We start from the raw sequence: 24,459 nt of genomic DNA, 5'->3' as shown, positions 1-24,459 counted from the left end.
CCGGAGGATAGCTTTCTTAGTCCGTTATTTTACTTCTTCTTCCTCAAGCTCTTTCATTTCCTGATGGGTTTGGGGAAAACCGTTGGCCTGCCATTCGGCACGGTAAGCCGAGTCCAGCAGGGTGAGTCCTTTTTCTGCGGGATCCTGATCAGCCTCGACACTTTCCACCTGGTCGATTTTTTCGCTGTTTCTCATATCTGTATCCTCAAGCACTTTAACTTCCTTGTCTTCATGCTGAATGGTGACTACTTTATGCACCATTTCCTCTTTTTGTTGTTTTTTCCTGCTTGCGACAGCATAAGCCAGAGCGCCGCCCGTTAGCACGGATGCTGATATCAAACCAATAGTAGACTTTTTCATAATACCCCTCCATCTCTTTTTCTGCTATATACCCGTTTTAAAAGATTTTTAAAAATGACATTTGTTACAATCGTGCAAACTCCGCCAAAATAGAGGTGTTCCAGGGAATTTAGCTAAAAAAGGGATGATTAAATTACCAGAAAAATGCATATCAGAATTATTAAACAAATGATATAATAGGGTTGAAATCATGAAAGGAGATGTTTCGAATGGAGTGGGATTCCTATGTAACCCAAACAAGGGCGAAAAGTTATTTTAATTTCCTCCATACTCCCTGGGGACAGTACCAAGTGGATTTGACTCCTGAAGCAAAGATCTACATTCCCACCTGCGGGGTTTGGTCCACAAAAAGTAAAGAGAAGCTGCTTACCTTGATCAAGAAGCGTGTAAGAGAGTTGGATAAAAGCGCTAAAATGGAATATGCCAGCAAGCTTAGTGTATTCGTGATTGAAATGAAGGACATGGAATCTGCAAAAAAAATGCTCCAAGAGGTAAAAAAAGTGGTGTTTTATTATGTAAATAATAGAAGATAAGCCCATGGGGGGTCTTTTTTTTTGCTCAAAACAACAATGTTTTTATTAAACGGCCGGATTGGTACAATAAAAAAAGCGGAAGGGGGAAAGACCTATGAAGGAAACCATTTTAAAGGCATTGCAAAAAATTGAGTCAGACTTCGAAGTGAAAATACTTTACGCCTGTGAATCAGGGAGCAGGGCATGGGGGTTTCCATCAAAAGACAGTGATTATGATGTGCGATTTATTTATATACATAAAAGAGAACATTATCTCACTATTGATCCGATGGGAATCGGTTCAAAGCGGGATGTGATTGAAGTGCCAATTGATGATTTGCTTGATGTTTCCGGCTGGGACGTAACGAAAGCATTGCGGCTGCTGAGGAAGTCCAATCCGCCTTTAATGGAATGGCTTCATTCAGGAGCAGTGTACCACCAGACCTTTTCAACCATTGATCAGATGAAAGAGCTCGGCAAAAGCATATTTGCTCCTCATTCCTGCCTCCATCATTACCTCAATATGGCCAGCAATAATCACAAGAAATACCTTGAAGGCGAAGAAGTCAGGATAAAAAAATACTTTTATGCGCTTAGACCCGTTTTGGCTGCCAGGTGGATAAAAGAGTATCATCAGTTTCCGCCGCTGCAATTCCCTGTTTTAATGAACACGCTCGTGCCTGAAGGGGAGCTGAAAGCTGAAATAGAGAACCTCCTGCGAAGAAAACTGGATGGCGAGGAACTGGATCTGGAACCAAAAAAAGAAATCCTGAACGAATTTCTCTCTGATGAAATTTTCACACTACGCGAATATACAAAAACGCTGGATCATAAAATTCCGGATTGTACACCGCAATTGGACAAGCTTTTCAGGGATGCGCTTGTAGAAGTATGGGATAAGTAGTCTCTAGAATCCTTGACAAGTCAATCATGACATATAAAAAATGATAAAAGCCCATCTTGTCATAGCCAATGTACATTCTCTCCTTGAAGGCATATGCTGTTTCTAGATAAATGGGGAGGGGATGGCAGGAATGTATTATCAGCCCTACTGGAACAACGAATATTTGCCAAATAATCAACATTATGCCACTGAATCTTATTTTCAGCATCACTATGGAGGGAACAGCTTTACCCAATGCCTTGCCACTGATCATGTGAGTGGGGTTGGCCCTGGGTATTTGCCTCAGGGTGCAAAGAGGCAGCGAACCGATTTCGGGCCTGATCCTTTTGTGGTCAACATTGAAGAGGCAACGACGCGAAACAACAGCTTCCGCAGGGCCTTATGGACAGGAAGGCATTTTCAGATTACACTGATGAGTATTGGCCCGGGGGAAGACATTGGCCTCGAGATTCATCCGCATATTGATCAATTCCTTAGAATTGAACAAGGGCAGGGAATCGTTCGAATGGGAAAACAAAGGAATCAGCTGAATTTTCAGCGAAGGGTTGCTGATAACTTTGCCATCGTTGTCCCGGCAGGAACATGGCATAACGTGATCAATACAGGCAGGGAACCGCTTAAGCTGTATTCCATATACGCGCCGCCACAGCATCCATTTGGGACCATTCATCGTACGAAAGCAGATGCAATGGCTGCGGAAGGACATCAACGTTAAAAATGAAAAATGCGTCCATCCAGCATGGACGCATTTTGCTCTTCCTATGATAAATGGGGACTAAAGGGGAATTGCTTCATCATGTTCCAGGTAGGTACCAAGATTAACATGAACATGATGCTTCCATTTAAGCAGGGGAATGTCCAGCCCTTCCAAAAGCTTATAAGCGTGAACCCAGGCACTCATTTCGGCGTGGATTCGATAGGAACGGTCATTCAGCCATTTTTCATAATCCAGCTCACCATTTACATAATCAATCAAATGGCCGATTTCATGGGCGAGTGCGTAGGCATTTTCCAATGTGGTAGATAAAGGGATGGTTATGCTCATGTTGATATTAAAGCTGATTTTTTTCTTCTGATCATATATAACACAACATCCCATTTGTTCAGCAACTGCAACCAATTCAAGAAATTTACCGTAGGAAATCAATAAGGCTGCTCCTTTCTCCCAACTGTCATGCTTTCATTCTTGCTAAATGAAAACAGGTTTATACCCTTCTATTATTTATGTTTTAATAGAGCAATTATGATTCCCAATTGGGAGGGAGTGGAAAATAAAAAGCCGGATTCCAGGGAATCCAGCTTTTCTCTTTATTCTTTAGTAGGAAACGCCCAAACAGATACAGAGCTGCCATTTACAGGGAAATCAGCATAGCCATCTTCATCGATGGTGATTTGTTCCTTTCTTGACCCTGTCAGGTCGATCCAGGATTCACCAGCCTTTGCTTCCCCTACAAACATTTTCTTTTCACCTTCGTCGCCATTGGAAATGACGACCGCACAGCCGGAGTGGCCAATCTCCTCCACACCATGCCGCACCCAGCCGATGACATTGGGGTGGTCGAAATAATCGGTTTGCTCGCCATAGGCCTTATGAAATCGCGCCTCAAGCAGCGGATCAAGGGTTTCCTGTTTCCCTTCTTCTGGTTCCGGCCCATTTATTCCATAATAATCGCCGTAAAAGAGGACCGGATAGCCATCCTTCCTTAACAGGATCAAAGCATAAGCGCTAGGCTTGAACCAATCCTGAACCCATGATTCCAGCGATTCATGAGGCTGTGAGTCATGGTTGTCCACAAAGGTGACTGCATGCAGCGGGTGGGAGTGGACCAGAGTACCGTCAAACAGGGTCGTAAGATCAAATTCACTGCCCTCAAGGGAGGCCTGATGCAGCTTATAATGCAGGGGCACATCAAACAAGTCGATTTGATAATCCACCTCATCAAGGAAGTTTTGGCATGGTTCCAAATCAGGCTTCCAAAATTCGCCCACAAAATAAAAATCATCACCGCGGTGCTTCAGCATCTCACCCGCAAACTCCCTGACAAAATGGTGATTGATATGCTTAATGGCATCAAGCCGGTAACCATCACAGTCCAGCGTGTCGGCCAGCCATTTTCCCCATTCCATCATTTCTTCTCTGACTCCAGGATGGTCATAGTCTATATTGGCAAACATGAGGTAATCATAATTCCCAAACTCATCATCCACATGATTGTTCCAGTCCTTATTTTCGCCGATAATCTTAAAGACCCCGAATTTTCCTGTTCTCTCGTCATAATCTGTTCCGTTGAAATGCCCAAAATCCCATTTAAAAGAGGAATATTTATCACCTCGGCCCGGAAAGGTAAACTTTGTCCAGCCTTCGATTTCAAATGGTTCCGATATCTCTTCTTTCCGATTATTTGGATCCACTTCTATTACTGAAAACACTTCCGTTTCATCCGCACCGGCTTTATGGTTCATCACAACATCCACATAGACCTTGATGCCGAAATTATGGCAGGCATCAATCGCCTCAATCAGTTCATCTTTTGTTCCGTATTTGGTCCTGATTGAGTCTTTTTGATCAAATTCTCCTAAGTCATATAAATCATAAGGGGCGTACCCATTATCTTCGTCAGTCGTCGCCTTGGTCACCGGCGGGATCCAGACAGAGGAGATACCCTTTTCAATCAACTCTGGTGCCTTTTCCTTCAGACGTTTCCAATGATTGCCGTCTGCTTCCAGATGCCACTCGAAAAATTGCATAATCGTATGGTTGCGTTCCATAATCTTTTTCCCCCTAAACACATGGTTTCCATCATTTCCTAGATTATAGAGTTACTTACCCAGTTATCGAGAGAGCAAACCCTGCCGGATATTTTAAAAATGCAGAAATACTCACATTAATGAATAAGGAAAGAGAAAATGAACTTACTAATAAAGAGAGAATTCAGGCTTTAAAAGGATGGAGGGACTCAGGTGAAACCTGAACAGCTGGAACTCATTGAACAAATCAGGAAAGCGGAAATTGCCCAGAATGAGAGGTGGCTGGAGTACTGGTACCATTATTCCCACTACCTCACATGGCAATTTTGGTTGGTGCTCCTTCTATTTGTCATCCCTTTAATCCTTGTGGTCTTATTTATAGACCGAAGAAAAATATTCCTTCTTGGTTTTTATGGTTACAGTGTTCATGTTTTTTTCGGCTATACAGATATATTTGGCGTCAATAACGGCTACTGGACCTATCCTTATAAACTTTTACCCATTCTGCCAGCAAGCATCACTTTGGATGCTTCCTTGATTCCTGTCATCTTCATGCTTTTTTATCAATACCTGCTTAATCACGGGAAAAATTATTATCTCTGGATGCTTGGACTGTGCCTCTTCCTAGGGTACGTATTTAAACCGCTGATGGTAGGACTTGGCCTGTTCCACTTTGGGGGAAAAGAGAACTTCTTTCTTCTTTTTTTAGGCTATGCTTTTACTGCCCTAATCGCAAAAATCATTATGAACATTTTCCTCTATTTGAGTAAGAGTAATAAGTTCAGCCTCCACCGGGGGTAGGACCTCTTTTCGATATTTTTGTGTGATTTGGTTATATTATTAAACGAGGTGAAGAATCATGGAGCGTAAAAAAGACCATAACGAGGAAAACATCAATTCGGAATTGGGCGGAATGGGTCTCTATGGTACCACATCGAATGCAGAGATTGCCGGATATGGGGCTTCTGGCGACATTGAAAATGCAGGAAGACTGGATAAAGGATTTCAAAAGATTGAAGAGCAAGATCTCCAGGCAAGAGCGTCATTAAAGGAAGATGGTCAAAACGATTATTAACTTGGGGGTGTTAAAAATGGCTAAACATAAACATACCGAACTAAAGGACAAAAAAGCGATGCCTAAAACAGATCAGGAATTTGCCCAGAACGGGCTTGAAAAAATCGCCTTGCGGGCACAGAAAAGCCAATTAAAGTAAATCTCTTATTGACCGCTCCTCTGGCGGTCTTTTTAAATATCGTGATTAAATTGCGGCTCCAAGGGTAGAATTCAAGTAAAACAGCGAGGTGATTTTCATGTCGAAATACCATCAGGAAGAAGTAGAGAAGCTAAGAGAGCTGATCAAGGATATCGATACGGCGATGCTGACAACCAAGGCACCCGAGGGCTTGGTATCCCGCCCCATGAAAACCCAGGATGTCGAATTTGACGGGGACCTCTGGTTTTTCACCAAGAAGGATACCGATAAATACCAGGAGTTCCTCATGGATGCGGATGTCAATGTAGCCTATGTTGGGGATTCCTATGTTTCAGTCCGCGGCAAGGCGGAAATAGTCGAAGATCTCGAAAAAAAGAAGGAACTGTGGAGTAAAGCTTATGAAAAAATCATGCAAACTACCTACGATGACCCAAATGTGATTTTGGTGAAGGTGCATGCCGAAGCAGCCGAATACTGGGAGACAGGACGCATCACAAAACAGGCCGTATTTATGCTTAAAAGGATGACAGGCCAGGATGCCGATTCTGCTAATATTAATGAAACGATCGAACTGGAATAAAGATAAAAAATCAGGGGACAAGCGTCCCCTGATTTTTTTATTCATTAAATACACTTATACGCTCAATTCATTAGAAAGTTTTATATCCCGCTTTTCCTCTATTGCATTCACTACAACGGCAGCGGAAGCATCACCTGTAACATTCACCGATGTCCGAATCATATCCAAAATCCGGTCGATACCAGCAATGAGAGCAATCCCTTCAACTGGAAGTCCAACAGACGTAACGACCATCGTAAGCATAATTAAACCCGCTCCAGGTACCCCTGCTGTACCGATTGAAGCCAAAGTGGCGGTTAATATAATCGTTAGCTGCTGTGCAAAAGAAAGGTCGTATCCAAAGAATTGTGCAATGAATAAAACACATACACCCTGATACAAAGCTGTACCATCCATATTGATGGTGGCTCCCAATGGAAGGACGAAACTGCTGACCTTTCTCGATACTCCAAGATTTTCTTCCGTACTTTTAATGGTAATCGGCAAAGTACCAGAGCTGCTTGTCGTGCTGAATGCCACCAGGCTGGCAGGAGCAATGCCTTTAAAAAACTTAATTGGATTCATATTGGCAAAAATTTTAACTGATGTAGAATAGGTTAATACAGCGTGAAGGATGCAGCCTAGATAAACGATTAATATTACCTTTAATAGTGGAAGCAGGACAGAAACCCCATATTCTCCTACAGTTGGTGCGATTAACCCGAAGACCCCAATTGGAGCCAGCTTCATCACAATTCCAGTAATTTTATACATGATTTCGGCCAATTCATTAAAGAAATTATAGACCGTCTTTGCCTTGTCTCCCAACATTGTAATAGCAAGACCTAGGAAGATGGCAAAGAAAATGATCTGCAGCATATTTCCCTCTACCAGAGAGGCAATTGGATTTGTAGGAATGATATTAAGCAGGGTATCGACGATTCCCGGAGCCTCGGAGGGATCCGCCTTGTCTAAGGAGGCCTTAATGTCGAGACCTTTGCCTGGAGAGAAGAGATTGGCAAGAATAAGTCCGATTGTTACAGCAAAAGCCGTTGTTAAAATGTAATAAAAAAATGTGATTCCACCCATGCGTCCAATTTTCTTTATATCCCCAGTGCCTGCAACACCCACTACGAGGGAAGCGAGAACCAGGGGAACGATTATAAACTTGATCATTCTCAAGAACAAATCACCAAGTGGTTTAACCACTTCGATGCTTGGGCCGACAATGGCCCCAACAATGATAGCAAGCACAAAGGCAATTAATATTTGTGTCAACAACCCTATTTTTTTCATAAGAACCTCCTGAAAAAATAATTAAACAGCTATTCGGTTGTACTATCCTTAATAACTAGATGAAAACTGCCTGCGGTTTCAGAGACGGGAATGATGATAATAATTAAAACCTTTTAAATATTCCGAAAATAAAACTTAAAATAATGGCCCTTAAAAAACTGAACGCAACAAGCCATACCCCCTTTCCAAATTTGTTAACGCTTTCATTCTTTTTTAAAATAGAAAAAATTTTATAAGGGACTTAATCTTTTTATATAAAAATTAACAAAAATAGTCAATATCCTTTAATGAAAAAGTTAAAATAAAGCAAAAACTTATTAAAAAATAGAATAAATTATCGGAATTGTATAAAATATTATTGAAAATGGATAAAATATTATGTATATTTTATCTGAAAGACTAACGGAAAGGAATTTAGTTATGAATTCTCTTGAACAATATATTGCGGCAGCAGAGATGATCGCTAAAACGTTTGGCCACGATTGCGAAGTGGTCCTGCATGACTTAACCGTTCCACAAAGCTCGGTTGTTTACACTGTCAACAATCACGTAACAGGAAGGAAAGTAGGACAAAGCTTTAATCATCTGATTACAGAAGTTCTGCTGTCCCAAAACTTTACCAATGATTATTCAGCAAATTATTATTTCCACACCAATGATGGGAGATTAATAAAATCTTCTACTTTACTAATTAGAAATCAAGATAAAAAGATCATAGGTGCACTCTGCATTAACGTTGATACGACTAGAATCACCGAAAATATCAACTGGCTAAGCAGCTTGATTCCCCAGAATCCGGATCACACTCCAATTCACCATGACCAACAGGAAAATACGAGTAAAACGGAGCATATCCAGGAAATAGCCAATGACTTGATCGATAAAATTATTGGCAATAAACCAGCAGATGAGCTAAGGCGAGACGAAAAGGTTGAGATGGTCCGATTTATGGAGCAAAAAGGCCTTTTCCTAATACGCGGAACAATCGACAGAGTCGCTGAAATGCTGAATGTTTCAAAAGTAACGGTGTACAGCTATATTGAGGAAATTAAAGAAAAAATATAAGGGCTTTCGCCTTATATAAAAGCTATATCAAACTCAAGGAGGTACTTATCTTGAAATTCATCTCAATTAACGGTGCAAAGCCCAACCCTGGGCATTATTCAGCTGCAACCCAAAAGGGGAACCTTCTCTTCATATCAGGCCAGCTGCCGGTTGATCCTTTTACAGGCGAAGGAATCAGTGGTGATATTGCTGCAGAAACCAAACAGGTATTATCCAACCTGGATCATGTATTGGAAGCTGCAGATGCGAAAAAAGAGGACATCATGAAGGTTACCGTTTATATTTCGGATATTTCATTATGGGATACCGTAAATTCCATATACAAACAGTATTTTGGTGACCATAAGCCTGCACGGGCCATTGTGCCTGCCAATCAACTGCACTATGGATATTCAATTGAACTTGAAGCAATTGCATACCTCGATTAACAAGAAGGAGGTTAACCATGAATTATCTTTGCTATGACTGTCATGCAGCCTATCCGCTGGAAAGCAATAAATGGAAATGCGATTGTGGAGGACTGCTGAACCTTGAATTTGAGAAGAAGGCAGTTGATTTTTCGAAAACTCCCTTATCCCGAAATCACTCTCTTTGGAAGTATATTGATGCGCTTCCATTTGAGAAGGAAGATGTATGGCAGGACATTACGTTAGGGGAAGGAGGTACCCCCCTCATAAACATAACCAGAAATGTGTACGCGAAAGCTGAGTACTATATGCCTACACTGTCCTTCAAAGACCGGGGTGCTGTAATGCTCATCGCCATGGCGAAGAAGCTGGGCATCAAACGCGTGGTGGCCGATAGCAGCGGCAATGCGGGAACAGCCATTGCGGCCTACGGGGCAAGGGCAGGAATCCAATCTGATATTTTTGTTCCTGAATCAACATCCAGTAAAAAGATTGCACAGATCAAAGCACACGGCGCGGTCATACATAAGGTTCCAGGAACAAGGGAAGATACTGCAAGAGCCGCGATTTCCATGGTGGAAGACACACAATCATTCTATGCAAGCCATATTTACAACCCGATCTTCTGGGAAGGTACCAAAACCTATGTGTACGAGGTATTTGAGCAAATGAATAACAAAATGCCAGATGCGTTCATTATTCCGGTAGGGAATGGAACCTTGTTAATGGGAGCTTATATTGCTTTCCAGGAGCTTGCGGCAAATGGGTACATCGAAAAAATGCCCAGGATACTTGCCGTACAGGCGGAAGCATGTGCACCTGTCGTCCAAGCCTTCTCTGAGGGCAAGAAGACCGTGGACCCTGTTGAGCATTCAAGGACCATAGCTGAGGGGATTGCCATTGGGGCGCCGGCTAGAGGGGAAGAAATTCTGCATGCGGTGAGGGCAACTGGCGGCGACATAATCGGTGTATCAGAGGAAAGCATTGTCGAGGCAAGGAAAGAACTTGCATTAAATGGGATGTATGTTGAAATCACTTCTGCAGCCAATTACGCCGGGTATTTAAAGTATGCAAAGAAATATCCCGAACTAAAAGATCAACAACTAGTCTTGCCTTTATGTGGAGCAGGCATTAAAAGTCATTAGGATTACTCATGAGCCCACCCTGTAAATGAAATGCAGGCAGGACAATTTAAAGACCATTCGAATTTAAGGAGTGATTAGGATGAAATTGAATGAAATCGATACACCGAGCTTGTTGATCAATAGGGAAATCATGATGGATAACATCAATAGGATGCAAGCTTATGCCAATAAATATGGCGTCCATTTGCGTCCGCATACGAAAACCCACAAAATGCCAGCTCTCGCACATCTGCAAGTTCAGGCAGGCGCAACAGGAATTACGGTTGCAAAGGTTGGCGAAGCAGAAGTTATGGCCGAAAACGGATTGAATGATATTTTCATTGCAAATGAAATAGTGGGAGAAGCCAAACTTGGTCGCATTAAAAAGCTTGCTGAAACCATTGATATTTCCTTTGGGGTTGACAGTATCGAACAATGTAAAATGATCCAGGAAGTTTTCCGGGACAGTGAAAAGCCTGCCCAAGTGCTTATCGAAATTGAGGTGGGTGAAAATCGCTCAGGGGTTATTGAAGAAGGCGATTATACCAGTTTGGTAGAGTATATAAAAAATTGCTCTCATGTCCACCTAAAAGGAATTTTTTCTCATGATGGACATACATACAAAGCAAAAGACCTGGAGGAATGCCGCCGACTGTACAATGAAGCCCAAAAACGCACTCTTCATTTTGCGAACCTGGCAGAGAAACAAGGCTGCAGACTGGAAACAGTAAGCATTGGTTCTACTCCGCCGCTCATGCATGATTTTGGAGTGATGGAAGGAGTTACCGAGCTCCGCATCGGTACATATATACTCATGGATGTTTCGCAGGGAAATGCAATTGGCACATACTCCAAATGTGCTGCCAGTGTTCTGACAACGGTGATCAGCAAACCAACAAATGAACGGGTCATCACTGACGTGGGTGCAAAAGGCCTGACCATGCAGACGCGAAGCGAGGGAATTTGTGCCACTACCGGTATCGGATATATAAAAAACTATGGTGTTCATATTGACCAAGTTTACGATGAGCATGCCATTATTTACAATCAGGAGTTTAGAAATCAAGTTGCAATCGGCGAAAAGGTGGAAGTGATCCCCAATCATATATGCCCAGTCTGTAATCTATATGATCAAGCATACCTTTTTTCCGGAGACGAAGTTGTCGATGAAATTCCCATCTTATGCAGAGGGAAACTACAGTAAAAAAGAGATAAGGCCCCAAGTGATAGCAGTTTACTTGGGGCTTTTTTTTTAGATTTTTTGTTCGTTTTCTTTTATTGGCATTAGAACGCCAGGAATAAAATCCTTATAATCATCCACGTGGAAATCAGCCTCAATATCCCGATTCTGGAAAGCCACCGTCCTGATCTTCAGCTTCCTGGCCGGAATCAGGTCCAGATCGCGGTCGCCTACAACCAGGTCGATGTGATAGGTTTCCAGCACGAACTCGTATGCGGAAGAATCCGGCTTTCGAACGAAACCCTGCTCCTCGACCGCTACAATATCCTTAAAATACTTTCTTAAGTTGAATTTCTCCAAAAGATGGATGGTTGATGCCTTGTCCCGATGAGTCACAATAATATTCATATCTGCCTGCGCCAATACCTCTTCAAGGTGTGCAAATGGGATGGATGTCTCCTTGGCATGCAGGTTATGCAGCCTCATGTATTCTTCCCTCTGGCTCTCATCAATGCCATAATGCCTGAAAGCCGTCTTGGAATCGATTTTTAGCCATTTCAGCACATCAGTGCGATCAAGCTCCTTGCCGCTAAGGTCAACAAAGCCTTCTACCAGCGACGGATATGTATCAAACAGGGTACCATCAAAATCCCATAAAATGTTCATGTTCATCCTCTTTCTGTATGAAATGCTTCTTCTAAAAATATTAGCTTACTATTTATGAAAGAATAATGCAATTTTAACTGGAAGGGTTCGCCGTCCGTTTGGAATAGTGCAAGCTGCGGGTATAGTAAGGAACAATCTAACCGCGACGAAKGGGTGAGAACTTTTGCCATACGCAGATATCAACGAGTCATTATCGCTTTATTATCAGGTGAAAGGCGACGGAATGCCGATTGTCTTTATTCATCCCTTTGTAATGGGCCACAATGTTTTCAGGCACCAGGAAATCCTGTCGGAGCGTTATAAAACCATTTTCTATGATCTGGCAGGACACGGACGGAGCTCGAAAGGCGGCGAGCCAATTACCATTGAAGGCTTGGCAAATGACTTAGGAAAACTGCTGGATCATATCGGCGTGGAAAAAGCGGTGCTATGCGGTTATTCCCACGGCGGCCTTGTCGCCCAGGAATTTGCCTTAAAGTACCCGAGTCGAACCATTGCCATCATCATGTCAGGAGGTTTTTCGGAAATCAACAATCTTATCCCAAAGCTTTTCATCAAAACCATCATGTTTTTGGCAAAACTTCGGCAAATGTCCATTGTTGCCAAGCTTCAGGCAAAGCTGAATAAAAGCAGCAAGGAAGATGAACAGGAGATTTTCAAATACGCACGCCTATCAGATGCCCGGCGCTCCTATGAATTTTGCAAAGCCGGACTTCAATATAAATCTACTCCATTCCTTTACAGGTTAAAAATGCCGATTCTCCTTATTTATGGAACCAAGGAGAAGCCAATGCACCATTACCGAATTCCTTTTCAGAAGAAAGCACCCCAAACGGAAGTCGTCTTTATTGAAAATGGAACCCACCAGCTGCCGCCGCGGTCGCATCTTGAATCCAATAGTGCTGTAGACCGCTTTTTGCGGCCAATTGATGAACGGTATCGGGTGGAAGAAACAGTAGAGGCGGAAGGACTTGGCTAATGTTGCTCAAAGGCTTGTAATACTTGCTGGTTTTTCCCTCCCAAGTTTCTTTTATGGAAAGATGAGGTATGTAAAGATATGGATTATACACAAAATAAAATACCCAGAACAGGAGTGATTTTGAAAGAGCTTAAAACCCAAGTCCCATACAACACTGACAGAAAGAAGATGAAAAGATGAAAGAGATACTACTTCTATTGCGAAGAGGAAACAAGTCTGCCCTTGCTGCTGCCACTGTCAATGCCATTATTTCCATCATAAAAGGGATAGCTTATGTGTTTACGGGCAATGTAGCGATGTTTGCTGAAACGATGCACAGTCTGGGCGATACCGCCAATCAATTTTTCGTCTTTGTGGGCTCCGCTCTTAGCAAAAAAGCGCCCACCAGAAGATTCCCAAACGGTTTTGGCCGGTTAGTCAACCTTGTTTTACTGGGAGCGGTTCTTATCGTTGGCATTATGGCCTATGAAACCATTCTGGAGGGATACCGGCATCTTAGGCATCCCGTTGAATCATCCGGTTTTCTTATCATTGTAGCTGTTCTTGGTGTTTCCATCATCCTTGAATCATTCGTTTTATTCAAAGCCATGAAAGAAACGCTGCATGAGGTGGGCATCGAAGCGAAAGGATTGGATATCCTTCCCAAAAGCATTATGAATGTGAACAAGGCAAAACCAGCCACCAAACTGGTTTTCCTGGAAGATTCCGTTGCAACTGGAGGAGGAATCCTCGCCTTACTCGCAGTACTGATTTCTCATTACACCCCGTACCATCATGCAGAAGGCATCGCTTCGATCATCATTGGAATTCTCATGTTCTTTGTTGTCGGCAAGACTTTTCTTGACAATGCAGCCGGTGTGCTTGGGGAAGCCGATGAATTTATGCAGGAAAAGATTGCACGCATGGTTATTCAAGACCCTGATATAAAAGATTTGCCCCGAATTTCGGTTCTTAAGGAAGGCGACGAAATCCATGTCGAAGTGAAAGTGGAAGTCGACCCTGCAATCACGATTGCGGAAGCAGACGATATCAGGGACCGTCTGGAAGAAAAGATCAGGAAAGAAAGAGGAGTTGCCGATGTAGTTGTGGAGTTTGACGAAGACGATAAAGTGAACGCCTGGGAATCCAAACATTGAAAACCCATTATTCCTAAACAAAACCCCGTTGTTGGTCAACGGGGTTAAAAGAGTTTCACCCTTATAATTTGTATCTAATTGAAAAGGTTATATAATGATAGTTAATAACTATGTCATAAAGTCGAGGGACCTATGGAAAATCAAACATATGAACTTGAAATCATGAAGGAAACCATTCATAAACTGAACGAGAGAGTGGCATCATTGGAAGATTCCCTAAATAAAGCTGCCATACCAATCATCCCGTCGATTGTACCAAGCACAATTTTGATTCCTTTTGCAGGGGAACTGACTCCGGAACGGTTTCAAATGGTTATTCCAAGAATATTGGATCATGCCAGTAAGGATGATATAGACACTGCCATAATTGATTTTACCGCTATTTCCGTGAAAGAAGTTGGCGATTTGGCCTTCCTGGGCACGTATATTGAGAAGCTCAATTCTTCGTTAAACCTGATGGGTGTAGAGGTCATTGCTGTGGGCTTCTCTCCGGAATTCTCAAGGGAATTAGTGCAATCAGGCCTCGGCATCATCAAGGAATTAAAGGCATTCGCCAATTTCAGGGCAGCCCTGCAGTATCTGCTCAAGAAGAAAGGTTTGGAAATCGCGCAAGTGGAATAAATCTGCTCCCCATTGCGGGAGCTTTCATTTTTTATCCTGCCTTCTGTTTTGTTATGATGAAGGTATCATTTAGAAAAGGGGATGAGTGGCAAAATGAAAACACGACTGGGAAGAACCGATCTTGTTGTCAATCCGATCGGCCTTGGCACCAATGCTGTCGGCGGACATAACCTGTTTCCGAACCTTGATGAAAATGCCGGAAGGGAACTTGTCCGCTCCGGACTTGAAAATGGCATTGATTTTTTGGATACAGCTTTTATTTACGGGCCAAAACGGTCAGAGGAAATTGTGGGGGAAGTCGTCAAGGAGACCGGCAGACGTTCGGATATTGTCATTGCCACAAAGGGTTCGCATAAGTTTGCCGGCACTGAGCTTGTGAATGATAATTCTCCCGCCTTTTTAAAACAGGCGGTGGAGGAAAGTTTGCAGCGCCTTCAAACCGATTATATCGACTTGTTTTACATCCACTTCCCGGATGAAGATACACCAAAGGATGAAGCAGTTGGCGCCTTAAAGGAATTGAAGGACCAGGGAAAGATCCGTGCGATCGGCGTGTCCAATTTTACGCTTGAACAATTGCAGGAAGCAAACAAAGATGGCTATGTGGATGTCTACCAGGGCGCCTACAATCTGCTTGACCGCAGTGCGGAAACAGAATTCTTCCCATACATGAGAGAACACCAAATCTCCTTCGTGCCTTTTTACCCGCTGGCATCGGGATTATTGACTGGCAAGTATAATAAGAATACTGAAGTAAGCGAGAAGAACAAGAAGAGGCCGCAATTCCAGCCAGGAGTGTACGAACAGAATTTGGAAAGAATCGAGCAGGTACGGCAGATTGCCAACAGCAAAGGAGCGGAAGTCTCCCATATCGTACTTGCCTGGTACCTGACCCGGGAAGAAATCGATGTCATCATTCCGGGCGCGAAGAATGCCGGGCAGGTGCTGCATAATTTGAAAACGCTCGATATTCAGCTAACTGCAGAAGAAATCACTGCTATTGACGAGATTTTCAAGTCTTAACGTGACAAAGAGTCCCAAATGAGGGACTCTTTTTTAGGAACAAATCCACTCAGTGAGGCGCTATTTCACATCCGCCAAAAATTCCCCCGAAAACGAAATGAACTCCCGAACCGCAAACGATAAGTATTTGTCTTTTTTCCATATCATGCCCAGGTCCAAATTGATGTTCGAACCATAGAAGGGGATAATAGCCAGGTTTTTGTTATTGATATCATGGCATATTTTGCTTGGAAGCAGTGCGACGCCCAATTTGCCTTCCACCATTCCCAGAAGAAAATCCTTTTGGGAGCTTTCGCACACGATGTTCGGCTGGAAGCTGTTCTTTGAACATTCCTCGATAATCAGGTCGTAAAGCGTGAAATCCTTGCGATAAAGGACGAAAGGTTCATTCTCCAGATCCGAGAAATGGACTTCTTTTCTGCTTGCGAGCTCATGGTCTTTATGAACGATAAGCATGACAGGATCTTTCAGGGCGGGAATCAATTCAAAGTTGCCGGTCCGGGCTGGCAATGTACAGATCAGGCCAATATCCAGAGTGCCATCGTCCACACCTTGTTTAATTTTTTTGGTGCCAACTTCAGTCAGAGTAATTTTGATAAATGGAAATTCCTCTTTAAAATGGCTAATCAGCCTGGAAAAGAAGGCAGCGCCTACAATCGGCGGAATCCCGATCCTGATTTCCCCGCTTTTCAGCTCCATGATATCGGTTAGTTCCAATGTCAGGTTCTTGAAGGCTTGCAGCACTTTTTTCGCGTTTATCAGCACAGCCTTTCCGGCATCCGTCAATTCAAGCTGCTTGGAGGAACGGTAAAAAAGCGGAACCCCCAATTCCCCTTCAAGATTTTTAATGGCCTTGCTGATTGATGGCTGTGTTACATGCAAATTTTGTGAAGCTTTCGTAAAGCTCAATGTTTCCGCAACTTCGGCAAAGTACTCCAAATGGCGAATATCCACTATGATTTCCCCTCTTCCAATCCATCTTTTTAAGCATATTCGTTCATCTGCAGGCAAACTCCTGCCTAATCATAACCAAAGGGAATAAAGATTATAGAAAATATGTATTTTATTTATAATTCATCCGCGTTATATAATGAATTCAATTAAAAGGGGAGACACCGGGATAAAATTCGGTGCAAAATCGGGAAAAGGAGTTGCGAAGGATGAGTGATTTGCAAAAAGAATCTCTTTTGCTGCACGAGCAGTACAAAGGAAAATTATCTGTTGAGGTGAAAATGCCGCTGAACACGATGAAGGACCTAAGTCTGGCTTACTCGCCGGGAGTCGCGGAACCATGTGGGCAAATCCATGCTCATCCTGAAAAAGTCTACGACTATACGATTAAAGGCAATCTGATTGCCATTGTGTCAGACGGAACTTCGGTTTTGGGTCTTGGGGATATCGGTCCCGAGGCAGCCATGCCGGTCATGGAAGGAAAGGCGGCATTGTTCAAAGCGTTCGCTGGTGTCGATGCGGTGCCAATTTGCCTTGATACAAAAGACCCTGAAGAAATCATCAAAACGGTCAAGCTGCTGCAGCCGACTTTTGGAGGAATCAACCTGGAAGATATTGCAGCTCCAAATTGTTTTTATATAGAAGAAACTCTAAAAAAAGAAATGAATATTCCTGTTTTCCACGATGACCAGCATGGTACGGCCATTGTTACCGCAGCAGGATTGCTGAACGCGTTGAAACTGGTAGACAAAACGCTTGGTGAAATCAAAGTCGTCATCAATGGGGCAGGGGCTGCAGGAATAGCCATCATTAAATTGCTCCTCAATATGGGTGTAAAAGATATCATTATGTGCGACACGAAAGGGGCCATTTATGAAGGGCGCCAGGAAGGGATGAACCCGGTAAAAGAAGGAGTATCCCAGATCACCAACCGTTCAATGCAGCAAGGCAAGCTTGACGATGTGATCAAGGGAGCGGACGTCTTCATCGGAGTTTCCTCTGCCGGAGCTCTGTCGAGGGAAATGGTGGCCAGCATGAACTCCGCCTCAATCATTTTTGCCATGGCGAATCCGGTCCCGGAAATCATGCCGGAGGAAGCGAAAGCGGCCGGAGCAGCCGTCATTGGAACCGGACGTTCGGACCTGCCAAACCAGGTGAACAATGTACTTGCCTTCCCGGGCATTTTCAGAGGGGCACTGGATGTTGCGGCTTCTGATATCAATGAAGAAATGAAAGTGGCCGCGGTAAACGCCATTGCGGATCTTATCGACAGCAGCGAACTATCGCCGGATTATGTGATTCCCGGTCCTCTGGACAGCCGGGTCGTGCCTGCCGTGAGGGACGCTGTAGCCCGGGCAGCACATGCGACAGGAGTGGCACGCAAACCCTTGAATCAGCTGGTAGACGTCCAGCCATAAATATATCATCCATCAAGGCATTTCCTCCATCTTCAATTTGTCCTGGGCCTCATTTTGAATAGTATATAGCGAAGGAGAATGATAAAAGTGAAAAAATATGAAGTGATCCACATAAAAGAAATGCTTCGCTGCGAACTTCTCGAAGATTACTATGCCATTTATCAGGAAACAGAATCCAGGGAATTCGAAATGGATAATAATGTGTTGATTGAAAAAGACATTCTGCTGGAAAAGACGTTAACCCTTTTTAAGGGGAACGCGCACTCCACATTGCAAAAAATCAAGTCTTATCCCGTCGCAGCTCCTGAAGGAAGGCGGATGGAAGAGATTCTTTTTAAAGACTTTCCTGAAATCTTCAAGCATGTAGCAATTAAAAAAGTAGTATAGACCTTTACCAGACAGCCTTTCATCGATGAGAGGCTGTTTTTTTTCATTATATCGACGACTGGCAATCAATATGGTTGCTATTTAGGCACAATGACTTGAGCCTTAAGCAGCCTTTCCAGCCGGAAACACCTAATAGCACAGGGACCAATTTCCTGTAATTTCCATAATTATTGACACCAGAATATTCTGAAATTAGAATGAAAACTAGTAAAGATCTTTACTAGTAAGAGTCTTGCATACTTAAAAAGGATTACCCCAAGGAGGCATTTGTGTTTCTATAATACCCTAGGAGGTTATGAAATGAAGAAGTTGTTCTCAGCCGCTTTAACATCCGCATTATTATTGTCCGCTGTCCTGCCCGCAGGCCAGGCTGTGACCGCAAAACAGCTGTCTGCCCGCGACATCCATTTTAATACGACGGTGGTGGATAGCCATAATGACACGATGATGAAAGCTGTTAATCCTGTAACTTGGCTTCCCGAAACCGACATCAGGGAAAATACTGAATTCCACATTGACATTCCCAAGCTTCAAGCTGGTGGCTTGAACGTTCCTTTCTTCGCGGCTTATACATCAGGGTACTATGGAAACAACCCGCGAAGCATCAGCCGGACATTGGCGTTGATTAATGCTCTTTATTGGACGGAGGAGCGGAACTCGGATGTACTCGAAATCACCACCTCCCTTAAGGAAATTGAAAAGGCGAGAAGGGAAGGGAAAATAGCTGCGGTGCCAACAGTTGAAGGGGCCTATTCCCTTGAGGAGCATAATGCCATTGAACTGCTTCACCAATATTATGATCTTGGCATCCGCGCACTCGGATTTACCTGGAACTACTCAAATGCGCTGGGTGAAGGCGCAAACAGGGTGTACGGCGATTCAGCCCGGACGCCATCGCCAGCAGGCCTGACCGAGCTGGGCAAGGAAGTGGCGCAGGAAATGAACAAACTCGGCATGCTGATCGATGTCTCCCATTTGTCTGAACAATCATTCTGGGACGTGATCGAAGTTTCCAAAGCACCGATCATGGCCACTCATTCTGGGACGTCTTCCCTTAGGGAGCATGCCCGCAACTTGACCGATGAACAGTTAAAAGCTCTCGCGGAAAATGGCGGGGTCGTCGGAATCGTATTTTATCCAGACTTCCTGAAGTACGGCTATCCTGCAGAGAATGTGTATATCAAGGACTATGTCGACCATATCGAGCATGCCGTTAAAGTGGCTGGAATTGACCACGTGGCACTGGGATCCGACTTTGATGGTGGCCCTCTTCCAACAGACCTAAAAGATTCTTCCGAGCTGTATAAGGTAACCGAAGAATTGGTGAAACGGGGTTATTCCCAAGGCGATATTGAAAAATTGCTCGGGAAGAACACCCTGCGTCTGTTAAAGGAAGTCGAAAGGGCGGCAGAACATGATGCTGCTAATGTGGGACAGGGTCTTGCCATCCAGCCGTCACTGAAAATGGGTGAAACCGTTCCTGGCAATACACCGCTTTTAACTGCTAAAGTGGAACGCACAAATGGCGCCCCTCTCGATGAAAGCAGCCTGCGGGTGATGGTGGATGGAATTGCTTACAAGCCAAATTACGATTCTGCAACAGACACCGTATCCATTCAGCTGACACAGGCGTTAAAAGAGAAGTTCCATGTTGTTACATTTGAAGCAGCCAATACAGCTGGCAAAATCGAAAAGGAAACAAGAATCTTTTATATTAATCAATAATGGAGCAAAAGCACCCGCTAGAATAGCTAATGCGGGTGCTTTTCCATTTCCTGAATCCCGGACCAGATGGTAGAATGAAAAAATAACAGAAAGCCATCATGGAAAGGACAGAGACACATACAATGCTTTATATATGGGATATTGAAAAAATCATCCAGCAGACATTGGCTGCGCACTCCTTAAAGATCAACATCCAGTTTGACAACGAGCTGCCCGCCCCAATGAGTTATAACCTGTCTAACAATACGATCAAATTTAATTATCTGAAAGTGAATGGATATATACGCACCATTAAAATGAAAGAGACGGATGAAAACCTTGTGAAAGTCATCCTTTATCGCACGTTAGGCTATTATATCGATTTCAGGAAAAGCAATTATGACCTGCGCACATTAATGTATGGCGGGGAAGAAGAAAAAGCGGAGCTTAAAATCCAGATTGAAAAAAACGCCTGGGAATATGGAAGAACACTGGTTCCTGACCATCTGGCAAACTCCTATGATGAAGTCCGCAAACAGGATAATGGCCTGCTGATGCCATTGTAAGAAAAAGTATTTGGGGGATGAAGAACCTGATGAAGATCAGAAAACTGGGGTCAATGGACGCATCTGCGTATATAAAATTAAGATTGGAAGCATTAAGGGACACTCCTGAGGCATTTAGTTCCTCCTACGAGGAAGAAAAAGACTATCCTTTGGAACGCACGGCCAGCAGGCTGGATGACGTGCATTCTTTTACTTTTGGGGCTTTTGCTGATGATCGCCTAATAGGCGTTGTGACCCTTGTACCGGACACAAAGATAAAAATAAAGCACAGGGCCCATATTTTTGCCATGTATGTGACCCCAAACTTCCGGAGAACCGGGGCAGGAAGGGCTTTAATAGCAAAAGCACTTTCACAGGCTAAAGAAAATGGAACTGAACAGCTTTACTTAACAGTTACCGCAAGCAATGAACCAGCAAAAAAACTTTATCAGTCTTTCGGGTTTACCACATATGGAGTCGATAAAAATGCTCTTAAAATTGAAGATACCTGCTATGATGACGAATTAATGGTTTTATTTTTATGATTGAAGACGAAAAATAATAAGAGAGCCTGGGAACCCCCAAGCTCTCTTATTATGCACTTTCTTTCTTTATCCTTGGCATCTTCGATTTAAATAATCTCGGGTTTGTTCCGACATAGACGCCTGACAAGACGAAAGCGGCTCCAATGGCGTGGGCCCATGTGAAGGTTTCCCCAAGGAAGAGGGTCGCCATGATTACGGCGGAAACCGGCATCACATTGATGAAGATTGAAGCCTTTGCGGCCCCCACTTCCTTGATCCCGTTATAATACATAATAAAAGAGACTACGGTAACAAAGATACTCATGTGGGCAATGGACAGCCAGGCGGAAAGGCTGGCATGCTGGATGTCCTGCCAGGAGGTTTCTGCCACTGCAAATGGCAGCAGAAAAATGGTTCCAAACATAACGGCATAAGTGGTCGACTCTACGGAAGAGAATTTATTCAGCACTATTTTGCCGACAACGCTGTAAAGCGCCCAACTGACGAGGGCCCCCATTAGGACAAAATCAATCGGTTCGAATCCAATTTTGAAAAGGTCCAGCAAATGGCCATTGGTAATGATGAAAGCGACTCCGGTCAGTGCAATCATCATTCCGGCAATGTTGTTTCCGGAAATTTTTTCTTTTAGAAACAGCCCTGAAAGAAGCACAATCAGAACCGGGTTTGCCGCAATAAACAGCGAGCTTTTAATGACAGGGGCATGCTTGGTGGCCAAAAAGAAGCAAATGTTATAAAGAGCAATACCTGTCAGCCCCAGGACAGCAAATAATCCATAATCTCTCCAATCAGGCTTTTGCCGGTCTTTTTCCATCACTAGCATTAATGGAAACAGTAAAATGGCCGCGCCCAGAAAGCGCAAAAAGGCCACGGTGGCCGGCTCAAAGCTTTCAACAGCTACTTTTCCGGCAATAAACGCACTCCCCCATGTAGAGGTAGCTAGTGTCAGCATTCCATAGGTGAGCCAACGTTTTCTGTTCATATGCAATCCCTTCATTCCAGTAAAATTTTCTACCCGTATTGTACCATCTTTTTCGGAATTCGAAATGTTTTTTTGGAGGGAACGCTATTACTTATTTTGTAATGGAGTGCAAAAAAGGTAATTAGAAAGCTTTATATAGAATATATCTTAATTATGTTATTTCCAGTAAAAAACACCGGACAAATGTAATCGCTTCCATTATAATAGAATTAAGGACAAGGAAAGGGGATAATGGGTATGGAACTTTTAATAGAGCAATGCGAACATAACCAAACCGAAGAACCTTGTGAAGATTGTGCACCAAATAAAGAAGGAGAACAAACCTACGATATCTCCGAATATGATTATAATAAACGATTGTGGTTTTAAGAGGAACAAAGCGAATCTGGCTTAATATATGACACAAAGGCCTCCTTATTCAGGAGGCTTTTGTGTTTGGCAAGGGAAGACTAGGAAGGAATTTTAGAAATAGACGTTATCCTTGATGCTGTCTTATCGATTCTTTGCGGATTACCATCATAAGAAAGCGAACGATCAAAAAAGTAGCCGCGATGGTAGAAAAACTATAAAAAGAGTTCCAGGACCTTTTATATTTAATCAAATTGGTTTTTCGCTCGATAAAATGTTCAGCTATTGTGGAGGGGAGGGAAAACAGCAGGCATTTAAATAAAATCCCGCCCAGGCTGGAGTTTTTAGTTACCTGGTTAAAATAAATGCAGGTTACAGGAAAAATTAAATAGCTGAATAAAACGCTGATATCAAATATTTTAAATAAGTTGACCGGGTACTTTAAATAGCCTTTTTTTACAAATATCGCGTCAAAAATGGATGCAATATAGCTTTTTAACAAAAAAATGATGACCCAATCCTTGATAGGCGGCTTCCTCATCAGGTTGATGAAAGAAACAATCCCGATTACGAATAAGGCTTTTAAAATTGATACCTCCGTTTTCTTCTTCATAAACTGTCCCTCCTAGTATGGAAACCTCTTTAGTTTAACCATTCGCCGTTTTTTTATATTAACCACTTTCTGTTTCAAAAACCGAAAAGTCCGCTATAATTAGTTCAAATAATTGATATTGCACAGAAGCGGATTGGGGGAATACCATCATGTACGAAGAAGGATACATAGAAGTCTCCGGAGGGAAGGTCTGGTACGAAATTCATAATAAAGAATGCCCTGCAACACCACTGCTCATCCTGCACGGCGGGCCTGGCTCCTCCTGCTATTCCATGCAGGGGCTTAAAGCACTGAGCAAGGACCGCCCTGTCGTCTTTTACGATCAGCTGGGCTGTGGCAGATCTGATCGGTCAGATGACAACTCTTTGTGGAAAATAGAACGGTTTGTGGAAGAACTGGCCAAGGTCAGGCAGGCCCTAAGGCTCGATAATGTGCATATCCTTGGCCATTCATGGGGCACTACACTGGCGGCAGCCTATTTGCTGACGAAACCAAGCGGCGTCAGGAGCGTCATTTTCTCCAGTTCCTGTCTCAGCGCACCTTTATGGGAGCAAGACCAAAAGAGGAACATCGGAAAGCTGCCGGCTGACGTCCAGGAAGTGATCCATCGGTGCGAAAGAGAAGGCACGACCGACTCGGAAGAATTTAAGAACGCAATTCTTGAGTTCAATAAAACATATGTCTGCAGATTGGACCCTTATCCAGAGTGGCTGAAAGAAGGGGCAAAGTACCGGAACCCTGAGGTGTACCAAATAATGTGGGGACCTTCGGAGTTTACTGTTAAAGGAACCTTGAGAACATTTGACTGCACTTCAAGGTTAAAAGAAATCTCCTGCCCGGCTCTCTATACCTGCGGACGTTTTGACGAAGCAACCCCCGAATCAACACAGTATTACAGCAGTCTCACCCAAAGCTCGGCATACCATGTGTTTGAAAAAAGTGCCCATATGCCATACGTCGAGGAGCCGGACGAATATATGCGGGTCATTGGCCGATTTTTAAATGAAGTAGAAAATTAACCTATCAGGTTTTCTGGCGACTAATGTCAGGAGACCTTATTTTATTTGCGGAAAAGGTTTTTGTATTGTCTTTGAACTGGGTTCTATTGTCGGGAAACCCGGATCTATTGTCGGGAAATGCAGTTCTATTGTCGGGAAACACCATTCTATTGTCCG

The 24,459-nt window shown here is 43.4% G+C and carries 30 protein-coding genes; 22 read left to right on the top strand and 8 right to left on the bottom strand.

Features of this window, described 5'->3' with window-relative positions; translation table 11 throughout:
* Positions 1 to 24 precede the first annotated feature (24 nt).
* Positions 25 to 261, bottom strand: coding sequence for a hypothetical protein (locus tag ADU22_RS17285; RefSeq protein WP_502688767.1), 237 nt, complete (start codon positions 259 to 261; stop codon positions 25 to 27).
* A 308-nt stretch (positions 262 to 569) separates the two neighbouring features.
* On the opposite strand from ADU22_RS17285, the gene ADU22_RS17280 reads away from it, so the two are divergent.
* The 3 genes from ADU22_RS17280 to ADU22_RS17270 all read left to right on the top strand — a co-directional run bounded on the left by ADU22_RS17280 (position 570) and on the right by ADU22_RS17270 (position 2,491).
* Positions 570 to 893: a hypothetical protein gene (locus ADU22_RS17280; protein WP_053363276.1), complete on the top strand. Its 324-nt coding sequence runs from the start codon at positions 570 to 572 to the stop codon at positions 891 to 893.
* A 94-nt stretch (positions 894 to 987) separates the two neighbouring features.
* Entirely contained in the window at positions 988 to 1,776 is a 789-nt protein-coding gene (locus ADU22_RS17275) for a nucleotidyltransferase domain-containing protein (RefSeq protein WP_053363275.1), read from the top strand.
* Between the two features lie 130 nt (positions 1,777 to 1,906).
* Positions 1,907 to 2,491, top strand: coding sequence for a cupin domain-containing protein (locus tag ADU22_RS17270; RefSeq protein WP_082252897.1), 585 nt, complete (start codon positions 1,907 to 1,909; stop codon positions 2,489 to 2,491).
* A 60-nt stretch (positions 2,492 to 2,551) separates the two neighbouring features.
* Here the strand turns inward: ADU22_RS17270 and ADU22_RS17265 are convergent, their stop codons facing one another.
* Both ADU22_RS17265 and ADU22_RS17260 read right to left on the bottom strand, forming a co-directional pair.
* Entirely contained in the window at positions 2,552 to 2,923 is a 372-nt protein-coding gene (locus ADU22_RS17265; protein ID WP_053363274.1) for a hypothetical protein, read from the bottom strand.
* A gap of 161 nt (positions 2,924 to 3,084) precedes the next feature.
* Positions 3,085 to 4,545, bottom strand: a complete 1,461-nt coding sequence (locus ADU22_RS17260; RefSeq protein ID WP_053363273.1) for an alpha-amylase — start codon at positions 4,543 to 4,545, stop codon at positions 3,085 to 3,087.
* Positions 4,546 to 4,737: 192 nt separating this feature from the next.
* Between ADU22_RS17260 and ADU22_RS17255 the strand changes: the two genes are divergently transcribed.
* The 4 genes from ADU22_RS17255 (at position 4,738) to ADU22_RS17245 (ending at position 6,318) form a co-directional block, all read left to right on the top strand.
* Positions 4,738 to 5,325 carry a CBO0543 family protein gene (locus ADU22_RS17255; RefSeq protein ID WP_053363272.1) on the top strand — a complete coding sequence of 196 codons (588 nt, stop codon included), beginning with the start codon at positions 4,738 to 4,740 and terminating at the stop codon, positions 5,323 to 5,325.
* A gap of 58 nt (positions 5,326 to 5,383) precedes the next feature.
* Complete coding sequence (locus ADU22_RS17250) at positions 5,384 to 5,599, top strand: hypothetical protein (protein ID WP_053363271.1); 216 nt, start codon at positions 5,384 to 5,386, stop codon at positions 5,597 to 5,599.
* A gap of 16 nt (positions 5,600 to 5,615) precedes the next feature.
* Positions 5,616 to 5,738 carry a hypothetical protein gene (locus tag ADU22_RS25440; RefSeq protein ID WP_277620302.1) on the top strand — a complete coding sequence of 41 codons (123 nt, stop codon included), beginning with the start codon at positions 5,616 to 5,618 and terminating at the stop codon, positions 5,736 to 5,738.
* 97 nt (positions 5,739 to 5,835) lie between these two features.
* Positions 5,836 to 6,318: a pyridoxamine 5'-phosphate oxidase family protein gene (locus ADU22_RS17245; RefSeq protein ID WP_053363270.1), complete on the top strand. Its 483-nt coding sequence runs from the start codon at positions 5,836 to 5,838 to the stop codon at positions 6,316 to 6,318.
* Between the two features lie 54 nt (positions 6,319 to 6,372).
* Here the strand turns inward: ADU22_RS17245 and ADU22_RS17240 are convergent, their stop codons facing one another.
* Positions 6,373 to 7,593, bottom strand: coding sequence for a dicarboxylate/amino acid:cation symporter (locus tag ADU22_RS17240; protein ID WP_053363269.1), 1,221 nt, complete (start codon positions 7,591 to 7,593; stop codon positions 6,373 to 6,375).
* 420 nt (positions 7,594 to 8,013) lie between these two features.
* Here ADU22_RS17240 and ADU22_RS17235 point away from each other — a divergent pair, with 420 nt between their 5' ends.
* The 4 genes from ADU22_RS17235 to ADU22_RS17220 all read left to right on the top strand — a co-directional run bounded on the left by ADU22_RS17235 (position 8,014) and on the right by ADU22_RS17220 (position 11,393).
* Positions 8,014 to 8,658, top strand: a complete 645-nt coding sequence (locus ADU22_RS17235; RefSeq protein ID WP_053363268.1) for a helix-turn-helix transcriptional regulator — start codon at positions 8,014 to 8,016, stop codon at positions 8,656 to 8,658.
* 50 nt (positions 8,659 to 8,708) lie between these two features.
* Complete coding sequence (locus tag ADU22_RS17230; RefSeq protein ID WP_053363267.1) at positions 8,709 to 9,086, top strand: RidA family protein; 378 nt, start codon at positions 8,709 to 8,711, stop codon at positions 9,084 to 9,086.
* A gap of 17 nt (positions 9,087 to 9,103) precedes the next feature.
* Positions 9,104 to 10,210: a threonine synthase gene (locus ADU22_RS17225; protein WP_053363266.1), complete on the top strand. Its 1,107-nt coding sequence runs from the start codon at positions 9,104 to 9,106 to the stop codon at positions 10,208 to 10,210.
* 79 nt (positions 10,211 to 10,289) lie between these two features.
* Positions 10,290 to 11,393: a D-TA family PLP-dependent enzyme gene (locus ADU22_RS17220; protein ID WP_053363265.1), complete on the top strand. Its 1,104-nt coding sequence runs from the start codon at positions 10,290 to 10,292 to the stop codon at positions 11,391 to 11,393.
* Between the two features lie 48 nt (positions 11,394 to 11,441).
* On the opposite strand, the gene ADU22_RS17215 is transcribed toward ADU22_RS17220, so the two are convergent.
* Positions 11,442 to 12,035 carry an HAD hydrolase-like protein gene (locus ADU22_RS17215; protein ID WP_053363264.1) on the bottom strand — a complete coding sequence of 198 codons (594 nt, stop codon included), beginning with the start codon at positions 12,033 to 12,035 and terminating at the stop codon, positions 11,442 to 11,444.
* 163 nt (positions 12,036 to 12,198) lie between these two features.
* On the opposite strand from ADU22_RS17215, the gene ADU22_RS17210 reads away from it, so the two are divergent.
* The 4 genes from ADU22_RS17210 to ADU22_RS17195 all read left to right on the top strand — a co-directional run bounded on the left by ADU22_RS17210 (position 12,199) and on the right by ADU22_RS17195 (position 15,794).
* A complete protein-coding gene (locus ADU22_RS17210) occupies positions 12,199 to 13,014 on the top strand; it encodes an alpha/beta fold hydrolase (RefSeq protein ID WP_053363263.1) in 816 nt (271 codons plus the stop codon).
* A gap of 176 nt (positions 13,015 to 13,190) precedes the next feature.
* Positions 13,191 to 14,150: a cation diffusion facilitator family transporter gene (locus tag ADU22_RS17205; protein WP_053363262.1), complete on the top strand. Its 960-nt coding sequence runs from the start codon at positions 13,191 to 13,193 to the stop codon at positions 14,148 to 14,150.
* 132 nt (positions 14,151 to 14,282) lie between these two features.
* Positions 14,283 to 14,771, top strand: a complete 489-nt coding sequence (locus ADU22_RS17200; protein ID WP_053363261.1) for an STAS domain-containing protein — start codon at positions 14,283 to 14,285, stop codon at positions 14,769 to 14,771.
* Between the two features lie 93 nt (positions 14,772 to 14,864).
* Positions 14,865 to 15,794, top strand: a complete 930-nt coding sequence (locus tag ADU22_RS17195; protein WP_053363260.1) for an aldo/keto reductase — start codon at positions 14,865 to 14,867, stop codon at positions 15,792 to 15,794.
* A gap of 60 nt (positions 15,795 to 15,854) precedes the next feature.
* Here ADU22_RS17195 and ADU22_RS17190 read toward each other — a convergent pair whose 3' ends face one another.
* The gene (locus ADU22_RS17190) at positions 15,855 to 16,748 is read right to left on the bottom strand and encodes a LysR family transcriptional regulator (RefSeq protein ID WP_053363259.1); all 894 of its coding nucleotides are present in this window, start codon (positions 16,746 to 16,748) and stop codon (positions 15,855 to 15,857) included.
* Between the two features lie 206 nt (positions 16,749 to 16,954).
* Between ADU22_RS17190 and ystJ the strand changes: the two genes are divergently transcribed.
* From ystJ to ADU22_RS17165, 5 genes are all read left to right on the top strand, one after another.
* Entirely contained in the window at positions 16,955 to 18,163 is a 1,209-nt protein-coding gene (gene ystJ / locus ADU22_RS17185) for an NADP-dependent malic enzyme (RefSeq protein WP_053363258.1), read from the top strand.
* Positions 18,164 to 18,250: 87 nt separating this feature from the next.
* Positions 18,251 to 18,550 carry a hypothetical protein gene (locus ADU22_RS17180; protein WP_053363257.1) on the top strand — a complete coding sequence of 100 codons (300 nt, stop codon included), beginning with the start codon at positions 18,251 to 18,253 and terminating at the stop codon, positions 18,548 to 18,550.
* Positions 18,551 to 18,850: 300 nt separating this feature from the next.
* Positions 18,851 to 20,275, top strand: coding sequence for a dipeptidase (locus ADU22_RS17175; RefSeq protein WP_053363256.1), 1,425 nt, complete (start codon positions 18,851 to 18,853; stop codon positions 20,273 to 20,275).
* 122 nt (positions 20,276 to 20,397) lie between these two features.
* Entirely contained in the window at positions 20,398 to 20,820 is a 423-nt protein-coding gene (locus ADU22_RS17170) for a hypothetical protein (RefSeq protein WP_053364625.1), read from the top strand.
* Positions 20,821 to 20,849: 29 nt separating this feature from the next.
* Positions 20,850 to 21,344: a GNAT family N-acetyltransferase gene (locus tag ADU22_RS17165; protein ID WP_053364624.1), complete on the top strand. Its 495-nt coding sequence runs from the start codon at positions 20,850 to 20,852 to the stop codon at positions 21,342 to 21,344.
* A 49-nt stretch (positions 21,345 to 21,393) separates the two neighbouring features.
* Here the strand turns inward: ADU22_RS17165 and ADU22_RS17160 are convergent, their stop codons facing one another.
* Entirely contained in the window at positions 21,394 to 22,323 is a 930-nt protein-coding gene (locus ADU22_RS17160) for a DMT family transporter (RefSeq protein WP_053363255.1), read from the bottom strand.
* 237 nt (positions 22,324 to 22,560) lie between these two features.
* Between ADU22_RS17160 and ADU22_RS25435 the strand changes: the two genes are divergently transcribed.
* Entirely contained in the window at positions 22,561 to 22,692 is a 132-nt protein-coding gene (locus ADU22_RS25435; RefSeq protein WP_286132295.1) for a hypothetical protein, read from the top strand.
* Positions 22,693 to 22,798: 106 nt separating this feature from the next.
* Here ADU22_RS25435 and ADU22_RS17155 read toward each other — a convergent pair whose 3' ends face one another.
* Positions 22,799 to 23,284 (bottom strand): CBO0543 family protein, encoded by a 486-nt coding sequence (locus tag ADU22_RS17155; protein ID WP_053363254.1) that lies wholly within the window; start codon positions 23,282 to 23,284, stop codon positions 22,799 to 22,801.
* A gap of 149 nt (positions 23,285 to 23,433) precedes the next feature.
* Between ADU22_RS17155 and ADU22_RS17150 the strand changes: the two genes are divergently transcribed.
* Positions 23,434 to 24,303, top strand: coding sequence for a proline iminopeptidase-family hydrolase (locus tag ADU22_RS17150; RefSeq protein ID WP_053363253.1), 870 nt, complete (start codon positions 23,434 to 23,436; stop codon positions 24,301 to 24,303).
* The last annotated feature ends 156 nt before the right edge of the window (positions 24,304 to 24,459 follow it).

It is taken from the genome of Bacillus sp. FJAT-27251 (assembly GCF_001273925.1).
In the GTDB taxonomy this organism is placed as follows: Bacteria; Bacillota; Bacilli; order Bacillales; family Cytobacillaceae; genus Mesobacillus_B.
Note: the sequence above shows the minus strand (reverse complement) of the source record. Positions and strands in the feature narration are given on the sequence as shown.